The organism is Acetomicrobium thermoterrenum DSM 13490, from assembly GCF_900107215.1.
Lineage (GTDB): Bacteria > Synergistota > Synergistia > Synergistales > Acetomicrobiaceae > Acetomicrobium > Acetomicrobium thermoterrenum.
On sequence record NZ_FNPD01000002.1, the window covers coordinates 189,438 to 207,641 of the forward strand.

Sequence of the window (18,204 nt, forward strand, 5' to 3'; positions counted from 1 at the left end):
GTCTATAAGCGTCTTGATTTTTCTTTATATTTAATTAGAGCTTCTTATTCAGCGTATTTTGGATAAGTTCCTTCACAAATCTGTCGAAATCCCATCCGATCGCCTTTGCAGCTTTAGGGACCAAACTGGTACTCGTCAGTCCTGGAACAGTATTTACTTCCAATACATAGGGATTCCCTTGGGTATCGAGGCGCATATCTACCCTGCTATACAGGCCACACCCCAAGCTGATATGGGCCATGAGCGCGGCCTCTTGAGCCTTTTTGGCAATCGAATCCTCTAATTGCGCCGGCACGAAATATGCGCTGTTGCCGGGTGTATATTTCGCTTTATAGCTATAAAGCGAATTTTTGGGGACTATTTCGATCACGGGAAAAGCTTGCGGCTTGTCGTCGTCCCAAACAGCAACGGTTATCTCTTTTCCAGAGATGTAACGCTCTGCAATGATAAGGCTATCGTAGCTTGAAGCCAGCTGAACAGCTTCATATACGTCGCTGGAGGATGTAATGACGGAAACGCCCAATGTACTGCCACACCTCGCCGGTTTGATGACCATTTTACCGCCATTCAAAAAATAATCGTAGTATTCCAAGATTTTTTTGCAAGCGCCATTGATCCCCTCTTGAAATAAATTGGCCTCAACGCCATCGGGGGTGGGAATTCCGTCTCTTTGAAACCTGTATTTACTCAATACTTTATTCATGGCAAGCATACATGCCTCAGATCCCGACCCTGTGTAGGGGATGTCGTAAAAATCAAGAAAGGCCTGCAACCTGCCATCTTCTCCCCAGCTTCCGTGTAAGGCTATAAATATTACATCGCAATCACGCTCATTCATCAGCCTAACTACGTCTTTGACCGTTTCAACACAGCCATCCAATACATCGAACCCACACCTTGAAGCTGCTTCCAATACAGCCTTCCCACTCGCCAAAGAGACCTCACGTTCCGGGCTATCGCCTCCATACAACACTAAAACTTTCATTTTATAAAACCAACCTCCTGGGCCGGACTTCTTATCTCTTCGACCTCTCCTCCAAAGGTAATATTGCTCTCAGGGAAAGCTTTTATAACCAACCTCAAGCCGATCCAGTCGTCTTCATCATCGGAATATAACGGTCTTTCATCTTTATATATTATCTCCCAGGCATAACAATGCTCATCGTATACCAGGCTTCCCACAACCTCATCCAAATGTTCGTCCCTAAAATCGTAAGCCATCCTTACGGCAACCCTCCAGCGACTGCCCAAAGGAATCCCAACAGTCTGGAAGATCTCTCGCCTATCGCTGTAATTGTCCCAACTCATCGGCGATTCGCCCGTCGTCCAACGCTGAGCATAGCTTGTCACCATGGGGAATTCCCCGATACGGTAACGCAAACCCCATATTGCATCGATAATTTCCTGACGTTGACTTGGGTCATCGTACTTGAACCACTGATACCTAGACCAAATGAAGGGAGTGAAATTATTGTTCTTTTTATCCAGGGGCGAAAAAGAAGTAGAAAAGTCGAAACCGTAACCCCATCTGTCGACCGATGCCTCATCTCCACCTCTAACTCCCATAGCTTCATAATGTCCCCAATAAAGGGCGAGCCGCGATTTAGTCTTTGAGGTCAGATCGACCCAGGGAGTGAACAACTCGACTTCGGGAGACCGCCAAAGTATGCCCTTGTAAGTTCTTCCCGATTCTTTTTTTATAGAAACGCTTTCTGCCTGAGTCCAATGAATCCTTCCGGAAAATCCTGCATTATGGTAACCTGCACCCCAGCTGGGACGATATCTCTTTTCGTCCTCATCCGAATTATATAAATAGGCTGCCGAGGCAAACAAATTCCACTGATCAGTAAGAACGTAACTGCCCGATAATATCCACTCTTCATTCATATCAGACCAATAAGCCAGATGGGCATTTACGGACAGTCTGTCGTCCGTGACGATAGGGCCGTATCCTATGATTCCCGTTCCCTTATCCGAGTCGTCCTTGAATTGATAAACGAAGGGACCGCCCGGCTTTCCTTCTTTTAAACTAACTTCATAGTTAAAAATATATGTGAAGAGCAATTTACCGTCCATATAGACTTTGGGACGCTTTAGAACCACTTTATTTCCCGGTATTACAGTCATTTTCGTAGTATAAAGGTGATAATGAGGTTGAGGCGCATCGCAAGTCGTATAGTTCGCCCTTTCCCAGACGGCGACGTGGATCTCTTTGTCGGTCTTTTTTAAATCCTCCTTGCCCAACCAACCTTTCTCTAATGCCGCCTCTGCGGGAGCTACCATGACATCCCCGCCATATACGTAGACAGGGCCTTCTTGGCCCGATCCGTTTTGCATTACACCCTCCTGAGTCATTAAGTTGTACTCTAATTTATCTCCCCTTAAAATCCTTTCGCCCCATTCTAAAACGACAGGCTCGTTATCCTTGCTCTGGGCAAATACCATTGAGTCATTTACGTAATACTCAACATAAGGAGCTGTAAGCGTCATATCGGCTCGCTTTATGACAACGCTCCCTTCGGCCTCAGCACGGTTCTCAGCCTCAAAAAAAACCACCCTATCCGCTTCCAGCGTGATTGGCAAGGAAGCATCTTGAGCAACTGCACAAGTGCTTGCGAAAGATACAAAAAATATCAATAAAAAAATATAAATACCTTTTTTGCGTAGACTCGAATGGTCGCGTCTCATCATATTTATTCCCCTTCTATTGGAACGAAAGTGACGTCATTTGTTTGCCAAGTCTTGCGCTTTATATACTACTTTAACCCTTTCAGACAATTGCATTTCACCGGAAAGGCGCACCACTCCTCTCTGGGACTCTATTTCTATCAAATCGCCAAAGGCACGAATGCCGTTATCAAAGAAAAAAAGTTTTTCGTCAGGTTTCCAGTGTATCTCAGGGGATTCCCAATGATACTTATCCGAACTTACCTGTGTAATGCCTTTGGCATCCTTTAAACTGACAACACCCCCGGACAATTCGGGAACGCTCCCCTTCTTAGCCTGCACCTTCCATTCGGTATCGCTGCTTCCTTTAATGGAAATACTAATATCTTCAAGCACATACATATCTTTCGTCTTCCATCCTTTTTTAGCGTCCAATATGTACAGACTGTCGTCAATTATATTTTGATAATGGATATTTTCTACTGCAAAGACATTTTTATCACCGTCATCACTTTCGACAGTCAAATACAAATCCCTCACCAAAAAAGCAGCGAAGAAGCCGGCAAAAACGATAAAAAGAATTATAAGCCACAGCCTCTTTTTACCAAACAATTCGCCACCTTCTCCTTTCTTCGACAACACCTAACACCTTACTTCGTTCAACTTTTAAAAGGAGCATTTTCTGAATCCCGCTAATTTTTACTCTGTTGTCATTGATCCACGCGAGATCATATCCATCGCTAAAGGCCCATCTGATGTTGGACTCCATCGCTGCTTTCTTGAAATCTTCATATGAATAGGCATTTTGGCTTTCAGTCGATAGAAGCTCATACATTGTTTCAGTATCTCCGGCTATCCAGCTTTCTACAAAAAGCCTTACAACCTCCTCTTTGGTCATGGAAGTTTCTTTTTCGATATCCTTCAACATGTTCTTCAAAAGAACATCCGTATCTGTCTCTTGCGGTTCTTGTGCCCTAAGCAACGGATCGGGCCCGGGGGCTATCCTGGGCACAACAGTCTTATCGCTTTTACCGGCGACATTCTCTTTTTCAGAAGGAATTGTTTCATCAGGGGCTTTCTTCTCCTTCATCCCTGTTTCTTTATCGTCACTTTCTGCCGTGTGTGTAGCGGGAAGCTCTACCACGATCTTCTCAAATTTCGGTTTTTCCCCAGCATTTTCACTTTCATGCCAGGTTTCCTCAGCCTTTGTATGTTTTTGAATATCGGCCTCAGCTTGTAATGTTTTCGACCCAAAGGGGAAAAGCATTTCTCTCGGCTCAAGTCCGCCTAAAAGGACGGTAAATTCTTCGGCGTCGATTTTTGGAAAATATACCAAACCCTGCAATAAACCGTATATGGGTTCATCGAAGCTGCTGTCATAAGCCAATAGGCTCAATCTCTCTCCGTCTTTTTTCAAAAACAGGTGTTCTGATAAAGGATTCAAAGACAGAGACTTTATGCCGAAATTATATATCGTAAGGAGAAAAGGCTCGCTTTCGTCGAGCCTTAAATCTTTGACAAAGGCCCGGCGATACTTTTCTTTATCTTGTTCGCCGAACCCTTGTCTTTTAGCTTCAATGGAAACCCAAGGGTCTACAATATCTTCGGGATAATGAACCAGCCATACCAGGCAATCCGTACCCCAGCAAAAGGCCGTGCTGCCTTGGAGCTTTTCCACCAGTTCTATGGCAACATCTTCTGCCCACGCCCACCCCGCAAAAAGAGGACATAGGCAGAAGAATATCGAAATCAAAGCTATCCAGCTTACCTTCCTCAAAAGATGAACCCCTTCTTTGTACATTTGCGATTATAGCTTGTAATCTATAACAGCAGAAACACCCACTCCTTGAACTCTTCTAAATCGCTCCAAAGGGTTTAGAGAATCAATGGGTATTAAAATTTCTATCCTGAAGCGATCCTGAAACTTGGCATCAATCCTTGCTACAGCTTTCGTATTATCTATGGCCGATTTCGGACCCGAAACCTGGGCAGCACCTATGCGCGTCCCTTGGCCTACGGATACTATTGGCACAACTTTGGTAGATTCTTCGGAAGCCACACCTCTATTTAACGTGACAGTGTTTATGAAATCGTTAAGGGGATCAGCTATAGTCTCTACCAAAAAACCTCCCCCGATAACGCCTATTATATCCGATACATCGAAGGCATATGCAATGCCTCCTCCTGTAGAAATCATTGCAGCCAAAGTCAAAATTAAGATAATTTTCTTCATTACTTTACCCCTCCAACAACATATACATTAGTCGTTAACAACTAGGCATAATGTAATTATCTTTATCCCTATTTGGTTTTATTGATAGTCGTAGATGTATTTTCCGTTTGCTCGACCTCTTCCGCAGGAGGAGGTGTCTGCGACGGGTTAATTATGCTTTGCAATATCTCGGGCACGGGATAGGCCCTTACAGTCGTAGCTTTAGCAGTTTCCAGATAAAAAGGGGTACCTGCCGGTATGTCTTTGACATCGCCCTTAACGAGCATTCCACCTGCAAAACCGAGAGGACCGAGCAAAATAGCGCCGACAAAACTGGCTCCGGCCGCTGCAATTACGCTATCGTCAGCCTGGCTAGCTTTTTCTGCTTCTTCGCCCATCATTACCGGGATTTTATTCACAAGATCTAAAGGTATGATATGATCAAAGGCGATTTTAACCTCTGCAGGTCTACCAAAACTCCTGGGAGGTTTTATGCTGTCAATTCTACCGAGAACGTAGCTTCCTGAAGGGGCGATCAAGGATGTATTTACGACAAAATCGCCCTGCATTACAAGCTCAACGGGATCTCCCACCTTTACGTCCTGAGGCGATAGAGTGTTCTTCAAGGCCACTTTAAAAACCTTTTTGTCGGGAACTTCAACTTCCTCCCATGTTATGCCCTCAGGAAGTATTAATCCTACTATTCGCTCAAGCCTCATCGCAAAGGGCCCGTCTATTTTAGGTTCACCCTCCAGCAGCTTCTCAAGAGCTTCTAGGCGTTCCTTCAAATTACCGTCGCCAATCTTCTGTGTTACGATCCACTCGCATACCCCTAACTTAAAAATGAAGGACGGTTGATCCGGCAATCCATTCTCCAGAAAATTCAAGAAAGCTTGCTGACGTTCCGAAAGGCTTCCCGGCAACTCTCTGCCGAAATAGGCTTTTTCTATTTCGGACAAACGAGACATTAATCCTCCGCTTTTAGGCTGCCCATAGGTCAACTCTTCGATGTGGGATAGAATCTCAAAAGGGGGTTTATCAAGGGCTTCTTCCCCGTATGCAGTCATGTTACTAGAGATAATCATCGCTATTGCCATTACTATAAGCAGACTTTTCAATTTCCCTGTCATGACAGTCGCTCCCTTCAGTTTATAATAGAGCCATTCTTCAAAGCTGCCCCTACAAAAGACGAGAATAGGGGATGCGGTCTCGTAGGGCGAGATTTAAATTCGGGATGAAACTGAACACCGACAAACCACGGGTGATCCCTTAATTCGACAATTTCAACCAAATTTCTGTCGGGGCACACTCCTGAAACAAGTAAACCTTCTTTCTCCAAGCGACTCCTGTAATCGTTATTAAATTCCCATCTATGACGATGTCTTTCGTAGACCATAGCTTCTCCGTATGCCTCATAGGCCAGAGTACCCTGTTTTATTTCGCATGGGTAGGACCCAAGCCTCATACTACCGCCCACATCGGATATGTTTTTTTGTTCTTCCAATAAATGAATGACAGGGTTGGGCGTTCCCGGATCAAATTCGGAGCTATGGGCAGAAACGATGGAACAAACGTTTCTGGAAAATTCTACTACGGCAATTTGCATTCCCAGACACAGCCCGAGGTAAGGTATCCTATTTTCGCGAGCATATCGCGCAGCCATGATCTTTCCTTCAATTCCTCTTCTACCAAATCCGCCGGGCACCAATATGCCATTCACCCCTTTTAGGATGTTAACTCCCTGTCGTTCGAGCTCCTCCGCCTCAACGTAACGAATGCTTACATGAGCACCGTTGTTGACCGACGCGTGTTCCAATGCTTCTTTGACGGAGAGATAAGCGTCTTTGTGTCCTACATATTTCCCCACTAGGGCTATTTCGACATTTTTTGAAGAATTTTCGCTCCGTCGTAAGTAATTTTCCCATTCTTTCAAATCTGGCTCTTCGCTGTTTTCAAGGTTCAACATCTCCATAACCATGGTATCGAATCCCTGGTCGCGCAGCAGCATGGGTATTTTGTAAATATTATCACAATCAATGGCTTCTACAACATTCTTTTTCTTTACATTGCAAAATAGAGCTATTTTATCTCTCAGTTCTTCTTGCAAAGGAAGGCTTGCCCTGCATACAACTACGTCAGGTTGAATTCCAATGCGCCGTAACTCGTTTACGCTATGTTGGGTTGGTTTGGTCTTCAATTCTCCTGCCGTGGGTATAAAGGGAACCAGAGTGACATGACAATATACTACGTTTTCCCTGCCGACCCTGTAACCAAACTGCCTGATGGCTTCCAAAAAAGGCTGACCCTCAATATCCCCTACAGTTCCACCTATCTCTACCAATACTACATCAAAGCCTTCTCCAGCTTTTTGAATCCTCTCCTGTATTTCATTCGTGATGTGCGGTATGACCTGAACGGTGGCCCCCAGATACTTGCCCTCCCGTTCTTTTTTTATTACAGAGGAATACACCTGACCTGTAGTGACATTATTTTTAGCCATTAAAGATTCGTCAATAAACCTCTCGTAATGCCCAAGATCCAAATCCGTTTCTGCACCATCGTCGGTCACAAAAACTTCACCATGCTGATAGGGGTTCATCGTGCCGGCATCCACATTGATGTATGGATCCAATTTAATAGCCGTCACCTTATAGCCTCTTCGTTTAAGCAACAGCCCCAGCGATGCTGCCGTAATGCCTTTTCCAAGAGATGAAACCACGCCTCCGGAAACAAAAACGTACTTACTCATATGTATACCTCCGTAACGAGCCTTAAATTTATTTTAAGATAGTCAATATCATATCATCTAAAAAGGCCGAGGAGGCTCTTCTCTCGGCCAAAGGTAGCAAATATAAATTTATTTGACATGGTAAAAACTGCTTATTTTACATCAAGTCCGAATACGTTCACTGCACTCTCTTTAAATTTTTGTAAGATATCTTCTCCCTTTGCCTCGACATAAAGGCGAACTACGTCTTCAGTTCCCGATGGTCTCAATAAAATCCACGCCCTCTCGCAGATTATTTTCAATCCGTCATCTCTTTTTACAGATATAACAGCATCGCCGCAAAAAGAACGATCCTGCCAACTGTTGATTAGAGAAATTACTTTTTCCTTCTGCTCATGGGCAACTTTGAAATCGAGCCTTGTGGAGACATATTTTGCACCAATTTTATCGTATACTGCTTCAAGCAATTCCTTTAAACTGCGCCCCGTTTCAACGACGGCCTTTAATACCAGAAGGCAGATAAGGATGCCATCTTTTTCAGGGATATGTCCTGCTATGGAGGCTCCCCCGGACTCTTCCCCTGCCAGCAAAACCTTTTCCTTCAAAAGCAATTGGCCTAAATATTTAAATCCTACGGGGGTTTCCCAAACCCGTTGGCCTGTAAGTTTAGCTATTTCGTCCAACATATGTGTCGTAGCCACAGTTCTTGCCACTCCACCGGTGCGGCCGGTTTCCAGCAAATATGAATATAGTATGGCTAATATATAGTTTGCCGGGTAAAATTCACCTTTTTCGTCGACAACTCCAAATCTATCGGCATCGCCATCCGTAGAAAGTCCAATTACATTCAATTCCTTAACCTTACCTATGAGAGACTCCAAAGTCTCTTTTTTGGGCTCCGGACTTAATCCTGCGAAGTCAGGCCTTATATCTTCATTTATAGAGATTGCTTCAAACCCACACTCTCGCAATATTCGAGGCAAATATCTGCCGCCAACACCGTGTAATGTATCGACAACGATCTTTTGGGCATTGCCTTCCAATTGAACGATACCCTTGATGTGGGCTATATATGATTCGGTGGGGTCGGCATATTCTATGTTTTCGTCGGAAGTTTCTACAGAAGACGGCGCCATCGCTATGTAAGACTCAATTTTGCCGGTGATATCGGGAGTGGCCGGACCCGCGAAATAGGGAATATATTTGAGCCCCTGATACTCGGGAGGATTGTGACTTGCAGTGAACATTACTGCTCCTCTTGCCCCATATTCCTTCACAGCATAAGCACACGTTGGAGTAGCTGTCGGTCCTTCCAATATCGTCGGCTTAAGCCCCATAGCTGCCAAAACCCCGGCAGCTATGGCTGCAAATTTTTCGCCCAGAAAACGGCCATCACGAGCCACTATCACACTTGCCCTATCACCGTATTCTTCAAGTATATATTTACCTATCGCCCAACTAACCCTTTTTACATTATCGACGGTAAAATCGTCTGCTATTATTCCACGCCAACCATCGGTCCCAAATTTAATCACAATTATCACCTCAAGTACTTCAAAGGATTGACGGGAGAATTATTTTTTCTGACCTCAAAATGTAGATGTGGTCCCGTAGCCCTGCCAGTCGCTCCAACAGTCGCAATTACCTGACCTGCGCTAACCCTCTGACCTTTCTTTACCGAAATGCTGTTGCAGTGGCCGTATAATGTCCTATATCCTCGACCATGATCTATTACGACTGTGCGGCCATATCCACCCATCCATCCGGCGTGAACAACACGACCTGCCGCAGCAGCAGCTATGCGAGTACCCCTCGGGGCGGCAATGTCCAAACCCGTATGAAGATCTTTACGACCCGAAAAGGGATCTCGCCTATATCCGAATCGGCTCGTAATTCGTCCTCTTACGGGCCATCTAAATCCTATAGAACCGCTGTTTCCATCGGCCCTCGAAGTCCCGCTTGTAAAACTGTTCAGATCCTTTGCTCCCGGCAAGAAGATTTCGCTTCCGGCTATCAAGACTGCATCAGTTTCAATCGAATTCGCAGCCGCAATTGCCTCAATGTAAATTCCGTATTTTTTTGCAATAGAGCTTAGAGTATCTCCCTTGTTTACCTTGTAAAATATACCGTCCTGGTTGGGGATCCTTAATTTGCTGCCTGGTTTCAGTAAGTCAGGATTCTTCAGATCATTACAGCCAAATAAAGTATTGATATCTAAATTCACTTTATTTGCTATCGTCCAGAGGCTGTCCCCTTCTTGGACTGTATAAGTACGGGTTTCTATCTTTGGGGCGGATTTTGCTTCTTCTTCGGCTTTGGCGCGCCTTTTTAACAGCTCTTTCAAAACGACGTCGACATTGTCCTTAGATGTTGGGATTAAGAGAATATCGCCGACATTCAACTTGTGTATGTTGCTAATTTGATTGGCCTTGGCGATATCTTCGATCGAAATTCCATACTCCGTGTATCTTTTGACTATGCTGGCCAAGGTTTCGCCCTGTTGAACTTCATGTACCCGATAATCGGGCGTTACCTCTTCGAGAACTATTTCACCGCTACTATTGTCGTTTCCGGCTTGGAAAGCAGTATCCTGCCCGTTAAAATACTCTTCTTGCAACTTGTTTAGTTTTTCCTGGACATCATTTCCCGGCTCTTTTTCTTGCGTGTCGGCGTTGTTCAAAGTCTTCTCCTTAAACATTATTGCCCCGGAGCCATCGGGCAAAGGACCTATGGCACCCATGTCTCCATCTGGAATAAGTAGGTCTGTCACATCAACGATCAAATACCCCGGCAAGCCAAATTCTTTTGCTTCCAAAAAACTCAAGCTTTCCAGTGCTTCTACTTTTGACCTTTGAAGGGCGGCTCCAGTTATAAATACCGTAGCAGAAATCATTAACGCAACAAATACCAGGAAATCCAACCTTTTCTTAAAGGACTTACCATTAACAGGATCGTGCTCGAACATCTTTCCCCCTCCTAAAGCCTAGGCTACGGTATTGATTTAGCTCCTAAGGTTAAAATTACCTGAAAAACAAAAAGGATGCAACCGTAATTTTGATATTAAACCTTGATAGTCATCAAAAATTCCTTATTTGAGGATGTTTTCCTTAGTTTTTCCAATATCAAATTCAAGACCTCGGCTTCGTCGAGGTTCGCTATTCTCCTCCTCAGAGTCCATATCTTAGCCATCTCCTCTTGACTTAAGAGCAATTCTTCCCTTCTGGTGCCAGATCTGAGAAGGTCCATAGCAGGGAAGATCCTTTGTTCGGCCAACTTTCGAGACAGATGAATTTCCATATTTCCAGTACCCTTGAACTCCTCGTATATTACGTCATCCATCCTGCTTCCAGTGTCCACTAAAGCCGTACCCACTATAGTTAGGCTTCCGCCTTCTTCGATGTTTCTGGCAGCACCAAAGAACCTCTTTGGAAAATATAACGCGACGGGATCCATACCTCCAGACAGAGTCCTGCCCGATGGTGGAACGATCAAATTAGACGCCCGAGCAAGACGAGTAATGGAATCAAGCAATAAAACAACATCCCTATGAACTTCGACCAGACGCTTAGCCTTTTCGATGGCCAAATTAGCTACTCTTATGTGTTCTTCGGCTGGCCTATCAAAGGTAGATGCGATAATCTCCCCATCGACGGAGCGTTGCATATCCGTTACTTCCTCAGGTCTTTCGTCTATAAGCAGCACCATTAGTATGGCTTCGGGGTTATTTGCGGTAACGGCATTGGCTATCTCCTTCAGAAGCGTAGTCTTGCCGGCTTTTGGGGGAGATACTATCAAAGCCCTTTGTCCCTTTCCCATAGGAGCAAAGAGGTCGATTAAACGAGTTGACAATATGTCCAATCTGGTTTCTAATTTAAGCTTTTCGTTCGGAAATATCGGCGTTAGACGTTCGAAATGAGGCCTTTGCCTGGCTATCTCGGGATCGGAGAAATTTACCATCTCGACCCGCAACAACGCATCGTAATGTTCTTGATCCTTCGGGGGTCTAACCATTCCCCAAACTACATCGCCATTACGCAGATCGAATCGCCTGATTTGAGACACAGAAACATATATATCCCGATCACTGGGCAGCAATCCTGAAGGTCTCAAGAAACCATATCCCTCGGGCAGAATTTCCAACGTTCCCCCGCTAAAGCGCAATCCAAGTTTATCAGCCTGCCTAGCTAAAATAGCAACAACCAAGTCATCCTTACGCCTTAAAGTTGTAACAGAAGGAACGGAAATTTCTCTGGCTATCTGGCGTAGATCCTGGATTGTGGCCTTAATCAATTCCCTGAAGGTGTATCTGGGGCGCGGAACTGCCGTTACCACTTCCTGTTCTTCCTCGACCGCTATTTTTTTGGTGCTTTCCGTTGCTTGATCTTCAATGGCATTAGTTCCCATGATGCTTAACGTATACCTCCCAATCAGCTAAAAACTTTTTTAAACCCTTATCCGTCAAAGGATGATTAAACATTTGCTCCAAAACGTTAAAGGGGAGCGTAACAACATGCGCTCCCGCAACGACAGCATCAAAAACATGTCTCGAATGTCTGATGCTCGCTGCAATAATCTCAGTTTTTATGTTATGGATCGAAAATATCTGCGCTATATCTCGAACCAACCCGATTCCATCCTCACCAATATCATCAAGCCGACCGACAAAGGGGCTGACATAGGCAGCTCCCGCCAAGGCTGCAAGCAAAGCCTGTTGAGGCGAAAAAACCAACGTGACGTTTACTGGAATTCCCTCTGAAGATAGCTTTTTAGTAGCTGCTATCCCGTTTTGTATCATAGGGATCTTAACCACGATATTTGGATCCAAAGAACTCAACGATCTTGCCTCTGCAATCATTTCTTCGGTATCCATAGATATTACCTCGGCACTAACGGGACCTTTAACAATCTCCGCTATCTTCTTCACATGTTGACGAAAAGAAATTGATCCCTCTTTCGCAACTAAAGAGGGGTTTGTGGTAACGCCTCTGATGACCCCCCATTCAAGACCTTTTTCAATCTCGTTGATATTTGCAGTGTCAAGAAATAATTTCACTCTCAGAACCTCCTATCGAAAAGGAAATATCAGCTAATCGCACGCCTTTGCAAGTTATATAAAATTCATACAATCCTTTTTTTAAGGGAGTACCATCGTCGCGAAGTAAATAAAAAACCTTCACCCCTTCTCCATCTAAATAAACACTCTCGTTATGAATCAAATCACCCTCGTAATACCATTCAACACAAGAATCAAAGTAACTGCTGCCCCGGTAGGTAAAGGCGACACACACTTGCGTTATACCATAGGAAAAACCGGAAGAACTCGAAACTACATTAACGGGCACGAGATCACTAGTTAAATCCTCACATACTATGATATTAGTAATCTCTACTGCACCAGAAATCATGTCGCTACGAACCGTAACGACAAAGGAGGGAACTAACAATATAGCGACTGCAAGAATAAATATTAAAGGCTTTTTAGTCGTACCATCCATTAATAAATACCACACCTTCCAAGTTATGGCAAGTAGTTATTGGCCCTTTTTGCGTTATTCTTCCCGGTATTTCCATGATGTCAACTAAAAACATCAGCTTTATATACAGTTCATACGGTTTTTAGTGGTCCAATAGCAAAAATGTACTGTTGCCTACTGCTCGAGGGTGCTGTTTAATGATACTACAATAGGAAAAATTTTTCAGTATATATAAACTGTACGTAATTTATTTGTGAAATTTTTGGAGTGAATTTGACTCTTTTTCAAAAAAACAACGTTAGATTTTATTGTCGAAAACTTGAGAAGCGATCTCTCAGATACCTACACGGGTCTTTCCGTGTAATAGTCTTAAATTTCCCGATGACAACTCATACCAGGGGCCTGTAACTTCCTCCGCAAAATCCGTATCGTGGGAAGCCATAATAATGGTTTTATCAAGATGAGTTAAAATTCCCGACAGATTGTTAGCAGCCTCTTCGTCGAGACCGCTTGAAGGTTCATCGAGTAAAAGAAGTTGCGGATCCATAGCAAGAATCGCCGCCAGAGCACCTAGCCTTTTTTGCCCTCCCGAAAGCGTGTAGGGGGGATTATGGGCCAGATCCTCTATTTTAAGTTCCTTCAAAACGCTCCATGCCCTATCCGTAGCCTCTTCCCTGCTAAGCCCCATATTCAATGGGCCAAAAAGCACATCATCGAGCAAAGTGGGACAAAAAAGTTGGTCCTCGGGATCCTGAAAGAGAAAACCGACTTTTTGGCGTAAATATCGCAGATCTTCCTTAGTCCGAATGCTTTTGCCTTCAAAAATAATTTCTCCCTGGAGTTGTCCGAGCAAACCCATGATCGCATAAAAAAATGTCGTCTTGCCGGCCCCATTTTTGCCAATAATACACACTTTTTCCTTTGCATAAATTTCGAAGTTAAGTCCATTAAAAATCGGAGGTTTGCCCGGATAAGCAAAGATAAGATCTTTTACAACTAACAACGGCTTCATACCATCAAACACCCCACAAGAATGGCGTAAAGGACAGCTAGCTTTAAAAAGTCGGGTCGTGAAAGCCTGGATTTAAAGGTCAGAAAGGTATAGGTTCCATTAAAACCCCTAAGCAGCATAGCACTATAAACTCTTTGCGATCTAACAAAACTTCGAAATAGTAACATGCCAATTAAATATCCGTAGGCTCTAAAGGTTCGCAAATTCAAAGAAGGCTCAAAACCCCTCAATGCCATGCTGCGGTGTATCCTTGAAGACTCCTCAGCCAATACATGAATATATCTGTAGGTAAAATGAAGCAAAGCTACCAATTTTGACGGAAAACGCAGTTGACATAAAGCCTGCAATATCTCAGGCATGGAAGTCGTCTGGAGAAGTGCCATAAATGCCAATACAGCTGCATGGATGCGAATTGTTATGAGCGTGGCTGTTGCGACTCCTTCTTCTGAAGAAAAAGGAAGAGTCAACCATAGCATTAAAACGAACCCATCTACAGCCATCAAACGTTTTAAAAGCCTTTTAACCGGTACTCCCGAAAGCCCGACTAAGACAATAGAATACATCAACAAAAAAATCTGAGCCATAAGGGAATTTAAAAGAGCCACACACAAGGCTACGGAAAAAGTTAAAAGCAACTTTACATAAGGCGGAATACGCTCTAAAAAACTCCCCTTTGGCTTACTATGATAATTGATGTAACTAACGTTTATCATGCCCGTCACCGCTTCCCTTTTTAAACCAAAGAGCAATGCCTATCAAGCCAAAAATGTACCCTACGCCGCCCATGATTTGATTAAATCCCGGTTTTGAGAGCTCCTTACGAAGTTGTATAATTTCTGCATGCAACGGTTCTATCTCGCTACGAAGTGCAGATTTTACAATAAACGCAATCTCCTTTTCGTCTAAAGTGACAACCAGGTTTTCTATTTGCTCTTCCTCCATAGGAACTTTATCTGTAGAATTAGAATCAGACATATCGGTACTATTATCAAATGAAGATAAATTTATATTTACTCTTCCAAGATGCCCCATACCTCCATCGACTACTACAGTTACAATTTTCCTATTTGACGGGTCAATATCCACCGAAAACTTGCCATCTTCATCCGTCCATCCTCTTCCTACAACAGAGCCGTCCCCTTCTGCCTTGACCAATACCTCGCAATTTCTGGCCGGTGCCCCATCGTTGAAGTAAGCCTCCCCAAGGATCGAGCTGTCCTCCGAGTAGGCAAATACGTTAAGTTTATGAGCCATAGCAATGGTCGCCGGATAAACGATAACGAACAATGCTAGAATAACCGCGAAGAATAAAGGTGCCCTGTTTACTCTCATTTTTCGTCCACCCCTAACAATGAAGGCATCATTTTGTAGATAAATGACGCGATAAAAGCACCTATCAAGGATTCAAGAATCACAACAGGAATATGGGCAATCAACACCAATTTAGCCGTTATCAAAAAAACCTCTCCGCTAAAAGCCAAGGCAAGCGCAGTAAAAAGAGTGGCTAAAACAACCCCTATCCCTCCAGCCACGGCCCCGCCAAGCCAGGACGGTTTTCCTGAGATTATAACGCATCTCCCCAAACGACCGCCTACAAGTCCGGAAATAGCCATTGTGCAGATGTTAACCCCGAGAACCGCCAAACCGCCGAATTGAAACAACAATACCTGCAAAAAAAGCGCAACAAGATATGCGGGAAACAACTTCATTCCCAACAAAAGGCCACCTATGCCGTTAAGCAGGAGATGCACGCTGGCTGGCCCGATATTAATATGAATTAAAGACGAAACGAACAAAGCTGCAGATACAATCCCCACTCGAGGAACTTCATCTATTTCCATTTTCTTCAGTCCAGCCGCTATGCCGACAACTGCCCCAACTGCTCCGATTGTCAAAGGGTATAAGGACAGTACACCCTCTGAGATATGCATTAGTTCCCCCTCTCCGCCTTTATCCAAATAACTGCCCCAAGCTCTATATCAGCATCTTTTCCGCCAGGAGACTTCATTTTTTCGGGAGCATCAACCAGTGCAGCAAAACCCCACCAACCATCCCAGGGCATGGCATAGGTAAATACACCCTGATCATCGGTCCGCACTACCTGTGTAACATAAACATCTGAGGGAGCCTTAACTTTTTTTCCTTCATTGTAATACTCCACTTCTACTACGGCACCTGCCAAGGGCTTCCCCTCCATAATAACCTTACCTTGAAAAACATTGCCGGGCCACAATCCGTAAGGCCTCGTCAACGGCACTATCTCAGCCCTGAGCCCGAGGGGTTTCTGCCAACTTTCTTCCATGCCGAAAGCATTGACGACGGTTTTCGCATAGTGGATGATATATTTGTTTTCAGCCTCTTCCCAATAAGGTGAGGGCTCTACATAAAAAATGTGGTCTCCCGGCCGCTTTACATCGAAGACAGTTTCCCAGTATCTTAAACCCGAATCGTTTTTGCGAACCTTTAAATGTTTCATAAGATCAATATTCTCAGAACGAACAAAGACACCAAACTTTTCTGGCTTTTCCATATCCATCATTTCCTGTTCAAAGGGATGAGTAAAAAGAAGCCTTAGGTTTAACTCAGAATTTTCGTTTTGAGAAATTATGTTTTTATCGGGCAAAATTACCTGGAAATGAGCCCACGAAGGAGAAGTCGAGAGACAGACACAAAAAGCTACAAATACCGCAAAGAATATTCTGCTTAAAACTTTGTTCATCAGAAGAGGACCCTCCTTAAGTGTTACGTTTCTTTAGTTTAGTATTACTCATGAAAGTCCGTTTGTCAAGGGACTGCTAAAAAAGTGTTAATATTATGTATAGAAAAAATATCAGGAAGGGAGATGAGGTATCGGCATTCAAGTGCCGAAAATATCATGAAAAAGATTGTTATTTTGCTCGGGAGTCCCAGAAAAAACGGAAACAGCGAGAGGTTGGCCAAATCCTTTGCCACAGGCGCTGAATCTCAAGGTGCCCAGGCCAGATTTTTTAGACTCCACAATATGAATATACAAGGTTGTTCTGATTGCAGGCAATGCTGGTCCAAGGGCAAACATTGTATAGTAGCAGACGATATGTCTCAATTGTACGAGTCCATCGATAATGCCGACGTCGTTGTTTTCGCAACGCCCCTTTACTGGTATAGCTGGAGCGCACAAATTAAAGCGGTTTGGGATAGAATGTTGCCCTATATGTCAGACAAGGCAAAAACCACCGTTAAGGGCAAGCAAAGCGTATTATTAGTCACGGCCGGAGACGAACGCGAAGACGTCTTTGCCGCAGTTTTGGAATCCTTCGACAGATCCGCATCCCTTTTAGGGCTCAAGTTGGCAGGCAAAATATGTGCCCACAATGTTTACGATATTGGAGATATAGAAGAGGGAAATTGGCTAGATCAAGCCAAAGACTTGGGAGCATCCGTCGGCAAAGCTAGTTAGTATAATCTGCTGATTCAAACAAGATAACTGCGTACGCAAACGCTAACGTACGCAGTTATCTTGTTATTCGAAAGAAACATTAATCCACAAGAATTTTCTACGGAACAGCCCAGACTTTAGGGAATATCTCCTACTGTCTTCCAAGAAGCTTTCTAATAGGCCCTTCGATATAGGGCAGAATGACCAGAGCTATTATCGCACCTACGCCGGTTTGGGCCAAATCGGTGAGAAACTCAATGGGAGCAACCTTCCATCCATATAGAATACCTGCAACCAATGTATATCCTGCAATCATTACGCATGCGCCCGCTATCACTGCCCTTTTTCGATTCTCTCGCATTTTCCCAACCACAAAACCCTCGATTCCCTTGATCACGAAAGTAAAAGGTGCCCATAGGGGATAGCCAAGCACAATATCGGCAAGAGCTCCTCCGATACCCCCGCAAATAGCTCCATATTTTGCCCCCATCAACATAGCAACACAATATATAACGCCTTCGCCTAAATTAAAATAAATCCTATATCCAGGCACGGGGACATGAATTATTGTTGCTACCGCTACAATTGCCGCAAAAAGAGCACCCAATGCCACTTCCTTGGCGCTTCCCTGTGAAGAAGTCATTTCTTGCCACCCTCTCTATATTTGAAAAATAAAAACATCATTTCCAACTGATT

At 44.1% G+C, this 18,204-nt stretch carries 19 protein-coding genes; 1 reads left to right on the plus strand and 18 read right to left on the minus strand.

What is annotated here, in order from left to right; all coding sequences use genetic code 11:
• Positions 1-34: 34 nt before the first annotated feature.
• From BLU12_RS02540 to BLU12_RS02620, 17 genes are all read right to left on the minus strand, one after another.
• Positions 35-985 (minus strand): D-alanine--D-alanine ligase family protein, encoded by a 951-nt coding sequence (locus BLU12_RS02540; protein ID WP_091460352.1) that lies wholly within the window; start codon positions 983-985, stop codon positions 35-37.
• Entirely contained in the window at positions 982-2,691 is a 1,710-nt protein-coding gene (locus BLU12_RS02545; protein ID WP_091460354.1) for an OstA-like protein, read from the minus strand. The genes BLU12_RS02540 and BLU12_RS02545 overlap by 4 nt, the downstream gene beginning before the upstream one ends.
• A gap of 33 nt (positions 2,692-2,724) precedes the next feature.
• Entirely contained in the window at positions 2,725-3,279 is a 555-nt protein-coding gene (locus BLU12_RS02550; RefSeq protein ID WP_234945385.1) for an LPS export ABC transporter periplasmic protein LptC, read from the minus strand.
• The gene (locus tag BLU12_RS02555; RefSeq protein WP_234945386.1) at positions 3,269-4,444 is read right to left on the minus strand and encodes a hypothetical protein; all 1,176 of its coding nucleotides are present in this window, start codon (positions 4,442-4,444) and stop codon (positions 3,269-3,271) included. Before BLU12_RS02555 ends, BLU12_RS02550 begins: the two co-directional genes overlap by 11 nt.
• A gap of 30 nt (positions 4,445-4,474) precedes the next feature.
• Entirely contained in the window at positions 4,475-4,900 is a 426-nt protein-coding gene (locus BLU12_RS02560) for a hypothetical protein (RefSeq protein ID WP_009200460.1), read from the minus strand.
• Positions 4,901-4,968: 68 nt separating this feature from the next.
• Entirely contained in the window at positions 4,969-6,009 is a 1,041-nt protein-coding gene (locus tag BLU12_RS02565; RefSeq protein WP_091460358.1) for a hypothetical protein, read from the minus strand.
• A gap of 14 nt (positions 6,010-6,023) precedes the next feature.
• Complete coding sequence (locus tag BLU12_RS02570; protein WP_091460360.1) at positions 6,024-7,628, minus strand: CTP synthase; 1,605 nt, start codon at positions 7,626-7,628, stop codon at positions 6,024-6,026.
• A 131-nt stretch (positions 7,629-7,759) separates the two neighbouring features.
• Positions 7,760-9,142 (minus strand): phosphohexomutase domain-containing protein, encoded by a 1,383-nt coding sequence (locus BLU12_RS02575; RefSeq protein ID WP_234945387.1) that lies wholly within the window; start codon positions 9,140-9,142, stop codon positions 7,760-7,762.
• Between the two features lie 5 nt (positions 9,143-9,147).
• Positions 9,148-10,572 (minus strand): LysM peptidoglycan-binding domain-containing protein, encoded by a 1,425-nt coding sequence (locus BLU12_RS02580; RefSeq protein ID WP_091460363.1) that lies wholly within the window; start codon positions 10,570-10,572, stop codon positions 9,148-9,150.
• Between the two features lie 95 nt (positions 10,573-10,667).
• Positions 10,668-12,011, minus strand: a complete 1,344-nt coding sequence (gene rho, locus BLU12_RS02585; RefSeq protein WP_091460365.1) for a transcription termination factor Rho — start codon at positions 12,009-12,011, stop codon at positions 10,668-10,670.
• A complete protein-coding gene (fsa, locus tag BLU12_RS02590; RefSeq protein WP_091460367.1) occupies positions 12,001-12,660 on the minus strand; it encodes a fructose-6-phosphate aldolase in 660 nt (219 codons plus the stop codon). The genes rho and fsa overlap by 11 nt, the downstream gene beginning before the upstream one ends.
• Positions 12,644-13,102, minus strand: a complete 459-nt coding sequence (locus tag BLU12_RS02595) for a hypothetical protein (RefSeq protein WP_091460368.1) — start codon at positions 13,100-13,102, stop codon at positions 12,644-12,646. The genes fsa and BLU12_RS02595 overlap by 17 nt, the downstream gene beginning before the upstream one ends.
• 313 nt (positions 13,103-13,415) lie before the next feature.
• Complete coding sequence (locus BLU12_RS02600; protein WP_091460370.1) at positions 13,416-14,093, minus strand: energy-coupling factor ABC transporter ATP-binding protein; 678 nt, start codon at positions 14,091-14,093, stop codon at positions 13,416-13,418.
• Positions 14,090-14,806 (minus strand): cobalt ECF transporter T component CbiQ, encoded by a 717-nt coding sequence (gene cbiQ, locus BLU12_RS02605; RefSeq protein WP_091460372.1) that lies wholly within the window; start codon positions 14,804-14,806, stop codon positions 14,090-14,092. Before cbiQ ends, BLU12_RS02600 begins: the two co-directional genes overlap by 4 nt.
• A complete protein-coding gene (locus BLU12_RS02610) occupies positions 14,793-15,425 on the minus strand; it encodes a hypothetical protein (RefSeq protein WP_091460374.1) in 633 nt (210 codons plus the stop codon). Before BLU12_RS02610 ends, cbiQ begins: the two co-directional genes overlap by 14 nt.
• On the minus strand, positions 15,422-16,024 hold the full coding sequence (gene cbiM / locus BLU12_RS02615; RefSeq protein WP_091460375.1) for a cobalt transporter CbiM: 603 nt from the start codon (positions 16,022-16,024) through the stop codon (positions 15,422-15,424). The genes BLU12_RS02610 and cbiM overlap by 4 nt, the downstream gene beginning before the upstream one ends.
• Complete coding sequence (locus BLU12_RS02620; RefSeq protein ID WP_091460377.1) at positions 16,024-16,812, minus strand: DUF4198 domain-containing protein; 789 nt, start codon at positions 16,810-16,812, stop codon at positions 16,024-16,026. The genes cbiM and BLU12_RS02620 overlap by 1 nt, the downstream gene beginning before the upstream one ends.
• A gap of 156 nt (positions 16,813-16,968) precedes the next feature.
• Here BLU12_RS02620 and BLU12_RS02625 point away from each other — a divergent pair, with 156 nt between their 5' ends.
• The gene (locus tag BLU12_RS02625) at positions 16,969-17,529 is read left to right on the plus strand and encodes a flavodoxin family protein (protein WP_091460460.1); all 561 of its coding nucleotides are present in this window, start codon (positions 16,969-16,971) and stop codon (positions 17,527-17,529) included.
• Between the two features lie 130 nt (positions 17,530-17,659).
• Here the strand turns inward: BLU12_RS02625 and BLU12_RS02630 are convergent, their stop codons facing one another.
• A complete protein-coding gene (locus tag BLU12_RS02630) occupies positions 17,660-18,151 on the minus strand; it encodes an ECF transporter S component (protein WP_091460379.1) in 492 nt (163 codons plus the stop codon).
• Positions 18,152-18,204: the final 53 nt, after the last annotated feature.